The 15,029-nt window shown below is 68.7% G+C and carries 13 protein-coding genes; 11 read left to right on the top strand and 2 right to left on the bottom strand.

The features are described 5' to 3' along the window. Positions 1–103: 103 nt before the first annotated feature. Positions 104–403: a YciI family protein gene (locus tag ACLJQF_RS07655; RefSeq protein ID WP_360482054.1), complete on the top strand. Its 300-nt coding sequence runs from the start codon at positions 104–106 to the stop codon at positions 401–403. Here ACLJQF_RS07655 and ACLJQF_RS07650 read toward each other — a convergent pair. Continuing rightward, a complete protein-coding gene (locus ACLJQF_RS07650) occupies positions 400–549 on the bottom strand; it encodes a hypothetical protein (RefSeq protein ID WP_020641186.1) in 150 nt (49 codons plus the stop codon). The genes ACLJQF_RS07655 and ACLJQF_RS07650 overlap by 4 nt on opposite strands. A gap of 210 nt (positions 550–759) precedes the next feature. Here ACLJQF_RS07650 and typA point away from each other — a divergent pair, with 210 nt between their 5' ends. The 6 genes from typA (at position 760) to ACLJQF_RS07620 (ending at position 10,127) form a co-directional block, all read left to right on the top strand. Beyond that, positions 760–2,685 carry a translational GTPase TypA gene (gene typA, locus ACLJQF_RS07645; protein ID WP_410607512.1) on the top strand — a complete coding sequence of 642 codons (1,926 nt, stop codon included), beginning with the start codon at positions 760–762 and terminating at the stop codon, positions 2,683–2,685. Between the two features lie 378 nt (positions 2,686–3,063). After that, a complete protein-coding gene (locus ACLJQF_RS07640) occupies positions 3,064–4,800 on the top strand; it encodes an ABC transporter family substrate-binding protein (RefSeq protein WP_410607511.1) in 1,737 nt (578 codons plus the stop codon). Between the two features lie 288 nt (positions 4,801–5,088). Next, positions 5,089–6,903, top strand: a complete 1,815-nt coding sequence (locus ACLJQF_RS07635) for an ABC transporter family substrate-binding protein (RefSeq protein WP_410607510.1) — start codon at positions 5,089–5,091, stop codon at positions 6,901–6,903. 186 nt (positions 6,904–7,089) lie between these two features. Continuing rightward, positions 7,090–8,106: an ABC transporter permease gene (locus ACLJQF_RS07630; protein WP_410607509.1), complete on the top strand. Its 1,017-nt coding sequence runs from the start codon at positions 7,090–7,092 to the stop codon at positions 8,104–8,106. Next, the gene (locus tag ACLJQF_RS07625) at positions 8,099–9,028 is read left to right on the top strand and encodes an ABC transporter permease (protein ID WP_410607508.1); all 930 of its coding nucleotides are present in this window, start codon (positions 8,099–8,101) and stop codon (positions 9,026–9,028) included. Before ACLJQF_RS07630 ends, ACLJQF_RS07625 begins: the two co-directional genes overlap by 8 nt. Positions 9,029–9,110: 82 nt before the next feature. Further along, positions 9,111–10,127, top strand: a complete 1,017-nt coding sequence (locus ACLJQF_RS07620; protein WP_410607507.1) for an ABC transporter permease — start codon at positions 9,111–9,113, stop codon at positions 10,125–10,127. A gap of 149 nt (positions 10,128–10,276) precedes the next feature. Here the strand turns inward: ACLJQF_RS07620 and ACLJQF_RS07615 are convergent, their stop codons facing one another. After that, positions 10,277–12,058: an ABC transporter ATP-binding protein gene (locus ACLJQF_RS07615; RefSeq protein WP_410607506.1), complete on the bottom strand. Its 1,782-nt coding sequence runs from the start codon at positions 12,056–12,058 to the stop codon at positions 10,277–10,279. A gap of 113 nt (positions 12,059–12,171) precedes the next feature. On the opposite strand from ACLJQF_RS07615, the gene mshB reads away from it, so the two are divergent. The 4 genes from mshB to ACLJQF_RS07595 all read left to right on the top strand — a co-directional run bounded on the left by mshB (position 12,172) and on the right by ACLJQF_RS07595 (position 15,000). Further along, positions 12,172–13,014 carry an N-acetyl-1-D-myo-inositol-2-amino-2-deoxy-alpha-D-glucopyranoside deacetylase gene (mshB, locus tag ACLJQF_RS07610; protein ID WP_410607505.1) on the top strand — a complete coding sequence of 281 codons (843 nt, stop codon included), beginning with the start codon at positions 12,172–12,174 and terminating at the stop codon, positions 13,012–13,014. Beyond that, positions 13,011–13,403 carry a hypothetical protein gene (locus ACLJQF_RS07605; RefSeq protein WP_410607504.1) on the top strand — a complete coding sequence of 131 codons (393 nt, stop codon included), beginning with the start codon at positions 13,011–13,013 and terminating at the stop codon, positions 13,401–13,403. The genes mshB and ACLJQF_RS07605 overlap by 4 nt, the downstream gene beginning before the upstream one ends. Continuing rightward, complete coding sequence (locus ACLJQF_RS07600; protein ID WP_410607503.1) at positions 13,396–14,175, top strand: hypothetical protein; 780 nt, start codon at positions 13,396–13,398, stop codon at positions 14,173–14,175. The genes ACLJQF_RS07605 and ACLJQF_RS07600 overlap by 8 nt, the downstream gene beginning before the upstream one ends. A 105-nt stretch (positions 14,176–14,280) precedes the next feature. Beyond that, positions 14,281–15,000, top strand: coding sequence for a hypothetical protein (locus ACLJQF_RS07595; RefSeq protein ID WP_410607919.1), 720 nt, complete (start codon positions 14,281–14,283; stop codon positions 14,998–15,000). The last annotated feature ends 29 nt before the right edge of the window (positions 15,001–15,029 follow it).

Below are 15,029 nucleotides of genomic sequence, written 5' to 3'. Positions count from 1 at the left end.
AGCGCAGGACTAGACGGCCGCCGTGGGCGGCCACCAGCTGGACGTCTGCGCGTGCATGCGTCGAGCATAGCCGAACCCGGCGAGCGGGTTTACCGTCATGAGCATGTATGTCGTCCTGCTGAACTACACGGCTCCCATCGAAGACATCGACCTGGCGCTCCCGGACCACGCCGAGTGGCTGAACAAGCAGTACGAGCACGGCCACTTCCTGGCGTCCGGGCGGCGGAACCCCCGCATCGGCGGCGTCATCATCACGCGCCCGCTGAACCGCGGGAAGCTCGACGCCATCCTGGCGTCCGACCCGTTCTGCGTGCGGCACCTCGCCCAGTACGAGGTCATCGAGTTCTCCCCGACGAAGACCGCACCCGAGCTGCGCCTGCTCAACGAAGCCATCACACACTAAGCGGCCAAGTCCAGCTTCGCCTTCTTCAGAGCCAATACCGGGCACTTCTTGCAGCGCGGCTTCGACCGGCAGCACTTCTTCTTGACCTTGCCGGCCTTCATCAGCTTGCGCACGACCTTTCGCGGGTCGTCCGGCTTCTTGCCCACGCGCACGCACCTTCCGGATCGGCGACCTTCACCGGGTTTCCACGTTAGGCCAGCCTAACCGACTGGGGGGCGTGGGGCCGCTCACAATGAGGCGGCAGGTATCCTGGGTGAGGTCCGCGTGTGACCAGAGCCGGTCACATGGTGCTTGAGGGCAACACAGCCTGAACGGCTTGCGCGGCCACCCACCCTTTGAAGTTCAGGAGTTCTCGCGTGCCCGCAGCCAGCGCTACCGTCGAAACCGGCCGGCCGACCGGTAAGACCCGGCCCGACCTGCGCAACGTCGCGATCGTCGCCCACGTCGACCACGGCAAGACCACCCTGGTGGACGCGATGCTCCGCCAGTCCGGTGCCTTCGCCGAGCGCGCCGAACTCGTCGACCGCGTGATGGACTCGGGTGAGCTGGAGCGCGAAAAGGGCATCACGATCCTCGCGAAGAACACCTCGATCCACCGTCAGACGCCCGAGGGCTCGGTGACCATCAACGTCATCGACACCCCCGGCCACGCCGACTTCGGCGGCGAGGTCGAGCGCGGCCTGGCCATGGTCGACGGCGTCGTCCTGCTGGTCGACGCGTCCGAGGGCCCGCTTCCGCAGACCCGCTTCGTGCTGCGCAAGACCCTCGAAGCCGGCCTGCCGGTGATCCTGCTGGTCAACAAGACCGACCGGCCGGACGCCCGGATCGCCGAGGTCGTCGAGGAGACCCACGACCTGCTGCTCGAGCTGGCCAGCGACATCGAGGACGCCGACCACGACGCGATCCTCGACCTCCCGGTCGTCTACGCCTCCGCGCGCGCCGGCAAGGCCAGCATCGAGCAGCCCGCCGACGGCGAGATCCCCGACAGCGAGAACCTCGACCCGCTGTTCGACACGCTGCTCCGGCACGTGCCGCCGCCCGCCGCCGACCTCGACGCGCCGCTGCAGGCGCTGGTCACCAACCTCGACGCGTCCAACTTCCTCGGCCGCATCGCGCTGATCCGCATCCACGCCGGCAAGCTGCGCAAGGGCCAGACCGTGGCCTGGATGCGCGAAGACGGCACCGTGCAGAACGTCCGCATCTCCGAGCTGCTCGTCACCGAGGCGCTCACCCGCGTCCCGGCGACCGAAGCCAGTGCCGGCGAGCTCGTCGCCATCGCGGGCATCCCGGAGATCACGATCGGCGACACGCTCGCCGACTCCGAGAACCCGGTGGCGCTGCCCCGGATCACGGTCGACGAGCCCGCGATCTCGATGACCATCGGCGTCAACACCTCGCCGCTGGCCGGGCGCAACGGCGGCGACAAGGTCACCGCCCGCCTGGTCAAGGCCCGCCTCGACCAGGAGCTGATCGGTAACGTCAGCATCCGCGTGCTGCCGACCGAGCGCCCCGACACCTGGGAGGTCCAGGGCCGTGGCGAGCTGGCGCTGGCCATCCTCGTCGAGCAGATGCGGCGCGAGGGCTTCGAGCTGACCGTCGGCAAGCCGCAGGTGGTCCTGCGCACGATCGACGGCAAGCTGCACGAGCCGTTCGAGCGCCTCTACATCGACTCGCCGGAGGAGCACCTCGGCGCGATCACCCAGCTCCTGGCGGCGCGCAAGGGCCGCATGGAGGACATGAGCGGCAACGGCACCGGCCGGATCAAGCTGGAGTACGTGCTCCCGTCGCGCGGCCTGATCAGCTTCCGCACCGACTTCCTCACCGAGACCCGCGGCACCGGCATCGCGAACCACGTGTTCGAGGGCTACTTCCCGTGGGCGGGCGAGATCCGCACCCGGCACAGCGGCTCCTTGGTCGCCGACCGGACCGGCCCGGTCACCGCGTACGCGATGATCCAGCTGGCCGACCGCGGCACGTTCTTCGTCGAGCCGGGCGCCGAGGTGTACGAGGGCATGGTCGTGGGCGAGAACCCGCGCTTCGAGGACCTCGACATCAACATCACCAAGGAGAAGAAGCTGACGAACATGCGTCAGTCCTCCGCCGACGTGATGGAGACGCTGGCCCGCCCGCGCAAGATGGGCCTGGAAGAGGCGCTGGAGTTCTGCTCCGTCGACGAGTGCGTCGAGGTCGCGCCCGAGGTCGTCCGGGTCCGCAAGGTCAGCCTGGACGTGAACACCCGCGCGAAGGAGCGTTCGCGCGCCAAGAGCCGCGACAACGGCTGATCCCCCTTCGGAAAAACCTCCCGGCGCGTGTCGCCGGGAGGTTTTTTCGTGCCCGTTCCCTTACGCTGAGTCGGCCGGTGGCGAACCCAGCGTCAGGAATTCGGCCGTTCTTCTCCTTATATCTTTATAGGGGTCGTGCCGGCCTCATTGCCTGGCGCCGACCACCGAGGTGAACCGGATTCGTGTCCGGCCCGTGTTCGTTCCGCCGTTCCGGAACGGTCCGGGAACCCGGACGGTGGGTCACGCGTCCATTCCCGTAGTGGCCACCTTGGGGCGGCGGGGCCGCCCGATCCGGGTATGGGAATCTCGGTTCCGGCGGCGAAGGCGGTCGTGGGAGCATGACTGACCCGATCGGTGAGAAACGGGGAGGAACGGGGCGTGCGGGTGAATCGCAAGGCGGTGCCGGTACTGGCACTCGCGACCGTGCTGCTCACCGCCTGCTCCAACACCCCGCCACCGCCGGTCGTGTCGTCGTCGGTCGCGCCCGTGTCCACCACCGGCAAGACGCCGTCGCAGATCGTCGTCGGCGTCGACGACGTGCTCGGCGGGTACAACCCGCACAACCTGGCGGACTCGTCCCAGGTGACCTCCGCGCTCTCGCAGCTGCTGCTGCCCTCGGTGTTCCGCCAGAAGGACGACGGCACCACCCAGCTCGACAAGAACCTGATGAAGTCCGCGCAGGTGATCTCGCAGCAGCCGTTCGTGGTGGCCTACGAGATCCGGCCGGACGCCTCCTGGTCCGACGGCGCGCCCATCGCCGCCGAGGACTTCGACTACCTGCGCACCCAGCTGCGCGACCAGCCCGGCGTGATCGAGCCCGCCGGCTACCGGCAGATCACCGACCTGCAGTCGCGCGAGGGCGGTAAGCGCGTCGAGGTCACCTTCGCCAAGCCGTACCCGGGCTGGCAGACGCTGTTCTCCGACCTGCTGCCCGCCCACCTGCTCAAGGACGCGCCGGACGGCTGGCGTGGGGCGCTCGCCTCGAACTTCCCGGCCATCGCGGGCCCGTTCTCGATCAAGAGCCTGGACACCGCCCGCGGCGAGGTGATCCTCGAGCGCAACGAGCGCTACTGGGAGAAGCCCGCCGCGATCGACCGGATCGTGCTCCGCCGGTCGGACCAGAACACGCTGCTGGCCGCGCTGCGCAGCGGCAACGACCAGTTCGCGCTGGCGCGGACCAGCGGCGACGAGCTCAAGCTGCTCGGCGAGCTCGGTTCGTCCGTCCGGCTGCACACGGTGGCCCGCCCGCTCGTGGCCGACGTGCTGCTGCGCCCGGTCAGCGCGACCCTGCAGGACGCCCAGGTCCGCGCCGGTGTCGCCGCGCTGATCGACCGCACCAAGCTGATCACCGAGGGCGTCAACGGCGGTCCGTCGTCGACGCTGCACGCCGACGCTCAGGTGACGGCGCCGTCGGTGAAGGGCTACGCGGCGACCATCCCGCCCGGCCCGCCCACCGCGCCCGACCTCGCCAAGGCCGAGCAGTCGCTGAAGGCGGCCGGCTACACCAAGACCGCGGGCACCTGGCGCAAGAACGGCCGGGCGCTCTCGCTGGTCATCGCCTCGCCGATGGCCCAGGAGCCGTACGCGACGATCGCCAAGGAGCTCACCAGCGAGCTCGCCGCGCAGGGCATCGAGGTCAACGCGATCACGCCGCAGCCGCGCGACCTGTTCAGCGGCCTGCTGGCGATGCCGGTCGTGGGCGGGGTCCAGCAGCCGACCGGCGACTCGGCGGGCAACGTCGGGATCGACATCGCCGTCGTCCCGCAGGCGGTCGGCGGCGACTCCGCGTCCGTGCTCGCGTCGACGTTCGGCTGCCGCCCGGAGCAGACGGCCGCCGGCGTGGACAAGACCAAGCCCGTCGTCCCGGGCAACGCGGCCGGGTTCTGCGACCCGGCACTGCAGCCGTCGATCGACGCGGCGCTGTCCGGATCGACCCCGATCGGCGAGGCGCTCACCACTCTTGAGCCTGAACTTTGGCGCCAGAACGTGGTGATTCCGCTGTTCCAATTGGCTGACACCCTGGCGATCGGATCCGGCATCTCGGGCGTCACGCCCGGTCCCCCCATGGTGGGCCCGTTCGGGTCCGCCGTGAACTGGACTCGCGGCCCGAAGTAATCGGTTGGCTACGCATTCAGTACTACTGGGTGATCTTCACCAACGCCATCGAGTGGGACCTCGTGAATCCATGAGGTAACCGTCGTATTTCTGGATGTCGACTGGAAGTCACCCTTTGGTCACGATCGACCCGGAACTGGTGACTGTCGGTACTTTTCCTTTCTAGCGTGCACCCGCAGTGCGCCAGTTGAGTGTCGCTTGGCGTGTCGTAGGCTCCGGCCCAACAACCGGAGCGGTGTGGGCCCTTGTCCCGATATTCAAGGGCTCAGTGCTAGGAGGGCACACTTCATGAGGAGATCCAAAGCAGTCTCCGCTTTGTCGCTCGTCGCCGGCGCTTCGCTGTTGCTGAGCGCCTGCAGCGGCGGCGATTCGGGTTCGGGCAACACCGACCAGAACGGATCGTCGACCGACGTCAAGTCGATGGCTGTCGGCAAGGCCGAGCAAGGCGACGTGTTCAAGCTCGCGGACACCCCGGGGTACAACGCGACGGTCACGATCGGTATCGACGACGGGTACTCGGCGTACAACAACCAGACGCCGGACACCAACAGCTCCTACAACAACTACATCGTCAACGCCGTGCTCTCCGGTGCCTTCAAGCTCGACGGCAACAACAAGCAGGTGCTGAACGGGGACGTGTTCGAATCGGCGGCCATCACGTCGAAGGACCCCCAGGTCGTCACGTACAAGCTGAAGCCGAACCTGAAGTGGTCGGACGACAAGCCGTACGACTGCAAGGATCTGTACCTGGCGTGGCTGGCGCAGAGCGGCCTGGCCAAGGGCCCGGACGGCAAGACGCCGTTCAACTCGGCTTCGACCACCGGGTACGCCCAGATCACGACCGCGACCTGCAAGGACAGCCTGACCTTCGAGACGGACTACAGCGCTCCGTACCTCGACTACAAGGGTCTGTTCAACGGCGTCTCGATCCTGCCGGCGCACATCCTCGAGGCCGGAACCGGCATCGCCGACATCACCAAGCTGGCCCCGACCGGTGACCCGGCCCAGCTCAAGAAGGCCGGCGACTTCTGGACCGACAAGTGGAAGGGCTTCGACGCGTCGATCATGCCGTCGTCGGGTCCGTACAAGATCACCGCGTTCGACGCCAACCAGAAGGCCGTCACTCTCGAGAAGAACGCGAACTGGGCGGGCGGCAAGGGTGGCCCGTCGAAGATCATCGTCAAGGCCATGGAAGACACCAAGGCCATGGCCACCGCGCTGCAGAACGGTGAGATCGACGTCGCGGCGTCGACCCAGCCGGACGCCACCGCGGCCCAGACGATGAAGGGCCTCGCGGCGCAGGGTGTGGTCTACGGTTCGGCTCCGCAGCTGACCTACGAGCACCTCGACCTGAACTTCACGCGCATGTTCAAGGACAAGGACCTGCGCAAGGCGTTCTTCGAGTCGGTCAACCGCAAGGAGATCACCGACAAGCTGCTCAAGGAAGTCCAGGCCGACGCCGCGCCCCTGAACTCGGTCGAGTTCTACCAGGGCGAGGAAGGCTACACCGACCTGTACGGCAGCAAGGCGGGCCTGGGCGCCGACGCGGCGGCCAAGACCCTGACCGACGCCGGCTGGGTCAAGGGTGGCGACGGCATCTTCGCCAAGGGCGGCCAGCGCGCTTCGTTCAAGATCACGCACAACCAGAACGCGCGTCGCAGCCAGACCGTCGAGATCATCATCTCGCAGGCGAAGGCGGCGGGCATCGAGGTCAAGGACGAGACCGACGCCAACTTCCTCAAGGGTGGCCGCGTCTCGACCGGTGACTACGACATCGCGCTCTTCGGTTGGTCCGCTTCGCCCGCCAAGGCGGAGTCGCGCTCCATCTACGTCTGCAAGGCGAACGGTGGCGACCAGAACTACCAGGGCCTCTGCGACGCGGAGGGCATCGACAAGAACTACGACATCGCGATCAAGGCGACCGACGAGGCCGTGAAGCTCAAGGCCTACCAGGACGTCGACAAGGCGATCGCGGACCAGTACGCGACCCTGCCGCTGTTCCAGACGCCGAGCATGTGGGCGTTCAAGGGCATCGACCGCGTCTACATGCAGTCGTACGACGGTGTTCTGTGGAACGTCGGCGAGTGGGAGCCGAAGAAGTAGGGCTCGCCCCGCCTCTTCGTTCCCCTCGCTCCAGATGACCTGGCGGGTACCGGGGTTCGGCCACAAGCCGGGCCCCGGTACCCACCGGAAGTAGCTGTTGACCGTAGGGTTACCGCCACTACGGTAGACAACCGGGTAGCGGTCCAGCGCACTTCTGAAGACCAGGCCCGGATGAGGAGCAGTTCGTTGAACCTGGTGATCTACATCCTTCGCCGTCTGGCGATATCGATCCCCGTCCTGCTGGTCGGGACTTTCTTGTGTTTCGTCATGGTTGCCGGCACCGGTGACCCGCTGGGCGAGCTGCGGCAGAACCCGACCATCAGCAAGGACGCGCTGGCCGCCACGGCCGCCAAGCTCGGTCTCGACCAGGGCATCGTGCCCCGCTACTTCACGTGGCTGGGCGACTTCCTGACCGGGAACTGGGGCATTTCCATCGCCCAGGGCAACGCCCTTGCGCCGGTCGCGCCCAAGGTGATGGCCGCGTTCGGCGTCACCCTGAAACTGGTCGTCGGCGCCGAGATCCTCGCGCTGATCATCGGCATCATCGTCGGCGTGCTGGCCGCGGTGAAGCAGTACTCGATCATCGACTACCTCGCGACCACCCTCGCCTTCCTGCTCTTTTCGATGCCGATCTTCTGCATCGCGATCGTGCTGAAGCGCTACGCGATCGAGATCAACGGCTGGGTGCGCGACCTGGGCCTGGCCGACGTCCTCGGCAACCCGTGGCTGCGCACGACCAGCCCGGAGCAGCTGAGGACCGACGGCGTCGGCGACTTCATCACCAGCACCATCGGCGCGTACCTGCTGCCGACCTTGTCGATCATGGCGATCAGCTTCGCCGCGTACAGCCGGTTCCAGCGCGCTTCGATGCTCGAAGTGATGAACTCGGACTACGTGCGCACCGCGCGCGCCAAGGGCCTCGGCAACGGCCGGGTCATCTTCCGGCATGCGTTCCGCAACGCCCTGATCCCGGTGTCGACGCTGTTCTCGGTCAACTTCGGGTCGGTGCTCGCCGGCGCGATCATCACCGAGACGGTGTTCAACTGGCACGGTATGGGCACATTGCTGGTGGAAGCCGTCACGAAGAACGACACTCAGGTGATGATGGGTTGGCTCGTCGTCATCGCCAGCAGTGTCATCGTCGCCAACCTGATCGCCGACCTGATGTACGGCATCCTGGACCCGAGGATTCGCGTTGGCTGACTTGAACTCTCTTCTCGCGAGCGAAACCGCTTCCGCCGAAGGCACGCTTCCGCCGGAAGCGCTGCCCGAGCCGCGCAGCCAGGGCAAGCTGGTCTTGCGGAAGTTCCTGCACCACAAGCTGGCGATGGCGTCGACGGCCGTGCTGATCCTGATCGTGCTGATGAGCATCCTGATGCCGATCTTCTGGAAGCACAACTACGAGGACAGCTCGTTCGCCTCGTTCGCCAAACCGAACGGCGACTTCCCGCTCGGGACGACGCAGGTCGGTAAGGACATGGTGTCGCAGGTGCTGCGCGGCACGCAGTACTCGCTCCTCATCGCGCTCACGGTGTCGATCCTCTCGACCGTGATCGGTGTCGTGTTCGGCGCGATCGCCGGCTACCTGCGCGGGTTCTCCGACTCGGTGATTTCGCGGGTGACGGACCTGTTCCTGATCATCCCGCAGATCGCCGCGGCGGCCATCCTCGCCAAGGTGTTCGGCGGCGGTTCCTGGTACATCGTCGCGCTGGTGCTGGCGGCGTTCGGCTGGATGCAGATCGCCCGGATCACCCGCGCCGAGGCGATGTCGCTGTCCCAGCGCGAGTTCGTCGACGCGGCCCGCGCGTCGGGCGCCGGAACGTTCCGGATCATCTTCAAGCACCTGGTGCCGAACATGGTCGGCAGCATCACGGTCAACGCGACCCTCGCGGTCGCGCAGGCCGTGCTGGCGGAAGCCGCGCTGTCGTTCATCGGCCTGGGTGTCCAGCTGCCGGACACTTCGCTCGGCCGCGTCATCCTGGAGAACTACGCCCAGCTGCAGACGCGGCCGGCGCTGTTCTTCGGGCCGTTCATCGTGCTCGTGCTGATTTCACTGACGATCAACTTCATCGGTGACGGTCTTCGCGACGCCTTCGACCCGCGCCAGCGGAGAATGAAGGCCTGAACGCGCGACGCGGGGGTGACCGGTTCCGGTCGCCCCCGCGTCCGGTTTTCGCGCAGGTGATCGCCGGACCTGGGGGTTTCGGATGAATCTCGTGCTCTTCGTGCTTCGGCGGCTGGTCATCTCCATCCCGGTCCTGCTGATCGGCACGTTCCTCTGCTTCGTCATGGTGGCCAACACCGGCGACCCGCTCGGCGAGCTCCGCAGCAAGCCGGGGATCAGCGCCTCGGCCATCGCCGAGACCGAGCACAAGCTCGGCCTGGACCAGAGTGTCCTCGCCCGCTACTTCACCTGGCTCGGGCACTTCCTGACCGGCGACTGGGGCATCTCGATCGCGCAGGGCAACGCGTTCACGCCGGTCCAGCCGAAGGTGATGGCCGCGTTCGAGGTGACGCTGGAGCTGGTGCTGACGGCGTCCGTGCTGGCCCTGTTCTTCGGTGTGCTGGTGGGTGTCCTCGCCGCCGTCAAGCAGTATTCGATCTGGGACTACGCCGCGACGACGCTGGCGTTCCTGATGTTCTCGATGCCCATCTTCTGCGTGGCGATCGTGCTCAAGGGCTACGCGATCCGCGCCAACGTCTGGGTCCGCGAACTGGGCCTGTCCGACGTCCTCGGCGACCCCTGGCTGCGCACGACGAGCCCGGAGAGCCTCTCGGCCACCGGAGTGGGCGACGCGCTCGCGAAGTACGTCGGCGCGTTCCTGCTGCCGACGCTGTCGATCATGGCGATCACGTTCGCCGCGTACAGCCGGTTCCAGCGGGCGTCGATGCTGGAGGTCCTGGGCGCCGACTACGTCCGCACGGCGCGCGCCAAGGGCGTCTCGAACAGCCGCGTGATCTGGCGGCACGCGTTCCGCAACGCGCTGATCCCGGTGATGACGCTGTTCTCGGTCAACTTCGGCGCCACGGTGACGGGCGCGATCATCACCGAGACGGTCTTCAACTGGCACGGCATGGGCACGTTGCTGGTGGAGGCGGTCAACAAGAACGACCCGCAGGTGCTGATGGGCTGGCTGGTGGTGATCGCGGCGAGCGTCATCGTGGCGAACCTGCTCGCTGACCTCCTCTACGGCATCCTGGATCCCCGCATCCGCGTCGGCTGAGGCGCCGGTCCAATGACGCATGGGTGCAGGTGACGCTGCTGCGCAAAGGTGGGTCCGGTGCGGGTTCTCGTGAGTGGTAATTAGGGTTCTAACCCTAATTACCACTCACGAGGAGCTGCGGCAGACTGCCCGGCCGCCGTCTCTGAGCGTCAGTCGGCCACCGGGGCCAGCTTGCCGGCCTCCCAGGCCGCGCGGCGCTCGGCCTGCAGGATCGGGTCCGCGACCGGCGCCGCCGAGAGCAGGCGGCGCGTGTAGTCCTGCTGCGGCGAGTGCAGCACCTGGTCGCGGGTGCCGACCTCGACCAGCTTGCCGTGCTGCATCACCGCGACGCGGTCGGCGAGCAGGTCGACCACCGCGAGGTCGTGGCTGATGAACAGGCACGCGAACTGCAGCGACTGCTGCAGGTCCAGGAACAGGTCCAGCACGCGGGCCTGCACCGACACGTCCAGCGCCGACGTCGGCTCGTCCGCGATGAGCAGCGCCGGGTCGAGCGAGAGCGCGCGGGCGATCGCCACGCGCTGGCGCTGGCCGCCGGACAGCTCGTGCGGGTAGCGGTTCATGTAGTGCCCGCCCAGCTCGACCTTGTCGAGCAGCGAGCGCACCCGCGCCGACAGCGCCTTGCCGGACAGCACCTTGTGCAGCACCATCGGCTCGGCGATCGACTCGCCGATCGTCATCTTCGGGTCCAGGGTGGACGCCGGGTCCTGGAACACGATCGAGAAGAACCGGCGAAGCGGGCGGATCTCCTTCGCCGACATCTTCGTGATGTCCTTGCCCGCGATCGCGATCGTGCCCTGGGTCGCGCTCAGCAGGCCGACGGCGCAGCGGCCGACGGTCGACTTGCCCGAACCGGACTCGCCCACCAGGCCGACGATCTCGCCCTTGGCGATGGTCAGCGAGACGTCGTCGACCGCGCGGTTCTTGGCCTGGCCGCGGCGGCCCGGGTACTCGAGCACCAGGTTCTTGATCTCGAGGGCCGGGGCGGCTTCCTCGATCACGGCCTCCAGCTCGGCGTCGGCCAGCCGGATCTCCTCGGCGATCTTGGCCGCCTCGGTGCTGTCGGCGTCGATGCCCGCGTCGTCGAGCAGGCGGCGGCCCTCGGGGCGCTGGCCGAGCACCGGCACCGCGGCGAGCAGCCGCCGGGTGTAGTCCTCCTTCGGCGACGCGAACAGCTCGCGCACCGGCGCCTCTTCGACGATCTCGCCCTGGTACATCACGATGACGCGGTCGGCCATGTCGGCGACGACGCCCATGTCGTGGGTGATCAGCACGATCGCCGTGTCGAGGGTGTCCCGCAGCTTGCGCAGCAGGCCCAGGATCTCCGCCTGCACCGTGACGTCGAGCGCCGTGGTCGGCTCGTCGGCGATGATGACCTTCGGGTCGCAGGCGATCGCCATGGCGATGACGACGCGCTGGCGCAGGCCGCCCGAGAGCTGGTGCGGGTACTGCTTGAACCGCTGCTCGGGGTTCGGGATGCCGACCATGTCGAGCAGCTCGACCGCACGCCGGTCGGCGGCGTCCTTGGCGATGTCGAGGTGCGAACGCAGGGCCTCGCGCAGCTGCCAGCCGACCGTGTAGACCGGGTTCAGCGCCGTCATCGGCTCCTGGAAGATCATCGCGACCTGGTTGCCGCGGATCTTCTGCATGTCCTTCTCTTTGAGATCCGCCAGGTTGCGCTCGCCGAGGCGCAGCTCACCGGCGATGCGGCTGGTCTTGGGCAGCAGGCCCAGCACCGACATCGACGTGACGGACTTGCCGGACCCGGACTCCCCGACCACGGCGACGATCTCGCCCGGCTGCACGTCGAACCCGATGCCCTTGACGGCGTCCACGACGCCGTCCTCGGTCTGGAACGACACGCTGAGGTCGGAGATGGACAGGACGGATCCGGACACGCCGGCGACGTTCGCCGAAGTTGCTTCAGTGCTCACCAAGATGCCCTTCGTGGGGGTACAGACGGTCACGACGCGGCGGTCGCGACTCGCGCGAGGATAACCGAGGGTGTCCCCGACGAAGGTCGGAGCACGGGAATTACGCTCAACCCGTGATCTCCCCGGTATCGCGAAGGCTGCTGTTCGTCCACGCCCATCCCGACGACGAAAGCATCACCACCGGCGCCTCGATCGCACGATACGCCGCCGAAGGCGCCGAGGTGACCGTGGTGACCTGCACGCTGGGTGAGGAGGGCGAGGTGATGGCCGACCTCGGGGAGCTGGACGGCCTGCGTGCCCACGCCGCCGACCAGCTGGGCGGCTACCGCGTCACCGAGCTGATGGCCGCGTGCGCCGCGCTGGGGGTGTCGCGGCACCGTTATCTGGGCGGGCTCGGCCGGTGGCGCGATTCGGGCATGGCGGGCACGCCGTCGGCGTCGCACCCGCGGGCCTTCACCGGGGGCGGCGTCGACGAGCAGGCCGCGCAGCTGGCGGAGATCCTCGACGAGATCCGGCCCCAGGTCGTCGTCACCTATGACGCGTTCGGCGGCTACGGCCACCCCGACCACATCCGGGCCCACGAGATCACGATGGCGGCGGCGCCCCGCGCGCGTTCGGTGCAGCGGGTGTTCCACACGGTGACGTCGGAGAGCGCGGTGCGTGCCGGACTGGCCGCGCTGCGTGCGGGCGAGCCCCGCTACCGCGTCCCGGACGACGACGAGCTGCCGGTGACGCCCGACCAGGAGATCACCACGGTGCTCGACGTCGCCGCGTACGTCCCGGCGAAGCTGGCGGCCCTGCGTGCGCACGCGACGCAGCTCGCCGTGGTCGACGGCGAAGTGCCGTACTTCGCGCTGACCAACGAGATCGCCCAGCCGATTCCCCCGAAGGACTGTTTCGTGCTGGCCCACGGCCCGGCCGAGGGCGCGGCGGACGACCTGTTCGGCGGGCTGTGACCGTGACGGAGCGGCTGACGCTGGAGCAGGGGCTGCTGCTCGCGCTGCTCGCCGTCGACACGGTGCTGCTCGCCCTGCTGGAGCTGTTCTTCCTGCCGCTGCGGATCGGGGTGGTCCCGCTGCCGGTGATGGTGCTCGTGGGCGCCGTCACCACGCCGTGGCTGGTGTGGACCACGGCGAAGCTGGTGCGGCCCGGGCTTTCCTGGGTACCCCTGGCGGTGTGGGTGCTCGTCGTGTTCGGGGTCGGCCTGCTGGGCCCGGGTGGTGACCTGGTGCTGATCCAGGACTGGCGGGCGTTGCTGTTGCTCGGCGCGAGCGCGCTGCCGGGCGCGATGGTGCTCGGCGGCGTGCCGCGCCGGGCGGTCGGAAGGGGACCGGGACGTGGGTGAGGCGATCTCCGATCGGCAGGTCGTGGCGGTGCTGCGGCCGTTCGTGCGTGCGTGCGGGCCGATGCTGGATGCGTTGCGCGAGTCCGACCCGTTCGGCCTGCAGGCGCGGGCTTCGGAAGACCTGGCCGAGGTCGAGTCCGGGCTGAAGGCGAAGCTGATCCACGGGGTCACGTCGGTGAAGGTGCCGGGCACGGCGGCGTGGACCCGGATGACGGGCTATGACCGGTCGAGCTGGTGGATGAACCGGGTGGGCCGCTTCACGGCGCTGCTGACGTCGATCCCCGGGCTGGGTGGCGCGCTGGCCGACCGCTTGCCGGTGCAGGACACCCTCGGCGCGGCGTCCCAGGGCCTGCTGCTGTGCGCGATCGCGGGCGAGTACGGGGTGACCGATGTCGGCACGCGGGTCCGGCTCATCGCGTCGGTCCTCTTCGAGCGCGACATCGACCCGGAGCTGGCGGCGGGCAAGCACGCGGAGCACGACGAAGCCGCGGAGGCGGACGAAGCGGCGAAGCTGACCGAGGAACTGAGGGCGTCGGAGAAGAAGCACGGCAAGGCGACGGTGAAGGCGGCGGGCCGCACGCTGTGGCGGCTGGGCCGCGGGCTGCTGGGGATCACCGGGGAGCTGGAGAAGCGGCCGCGCGGCAACCTGTTCCACCGGGCACTCGGCCTGCTGCCGGTCGTCGGCGCGGCGGGGGACTACCTCGGGGAGCGGTCGGGCCTGCGGGTGGTCTGGAAGCGCGCGCACGTCTGGCTGACCGAGCACCGCGGCTGACCCCGTAACACCGCCGGGTTCGGTGCCGACTCTGGCACGCCCGGCGCACCGGCGCCGGGCTCGGCGGCCGGGAGGAACACCGTGACCATCTCCGACGGGCAACTCATGGCCGTGCTCCGGCCGTTCGTGCTGGCGTGCGGGCCGGTGCTCGACTCCCTGCGGGACGCCGACCCGTTCGGGCTGCCGGACTTGGCCGGCGCCGACTCGGGGCTGAAGGCGAAACTCGTCAACGGCGTGACGTCGGTGAAGGTGCCCGGCACGGACGCGTGGACGCGGATGACGGGCTACGACCGGTCGAGCTGGTGGATGAACCGCGTCGGCCGGTTCACGGCGCTGCTGACCGCGCTCCCCGGCCTCGGCGGCGCGCTCGCCGGCCGGGTGCCGGTGCAGGACACCGTCGGCGCGGCTTCGCAAGGCTTGCTGCTGTGCGCGATCGCCGGCGAGTACGGCGTCACCGACGTCGGCACCCGGGTCCGGCTGATCGCCTCGGTGCTGTTCGGCCGGGAGATCCCGCCGGCGCTCGCCGCCGGCCAAGCCGAAGGCGAGGCGGCGGCCACCGCCCGGCTCACCGAGGACCTCACCGCGTCGGCGCGGAAGAACGGCAAGGCAACGGTCAACGCCGCCGCGGGCACGGTCTGGCGGCTCGGCAGAAGCCTGCGCGAGCTCACCGAAGAGCTCGAGAAACGGCCGCGTGGCCGGTTGCTGCAGCGCGCGGTCGGCAAGGTGCCGGTCGTGGGCGTGGCGGGGAACTACCTGAGTGAGCGGTCGGGGCTGCGGGAGGTGTGGCAGCGCGCGCACGGCTGGCTGACCGGGCACGCGGGGTGATCATTCCCGCGCCCCGGCCGCGGCAAACC

The sequence above is a fragment of the Amycolatopsis sp. lyj-109 genome (assembly GCF_046548995.1).
Lineage (GTDB): Bacteria > Actinomycetota > Actinomycetes > Mycobacteriales > Pseudonocardiaceae > Amycolatopsis.
The sequence above is the reverse complement of the archived record's forward strand: the minus strand, read 5'-3'. Positions and strand labels throughout refer to the sequence as shown.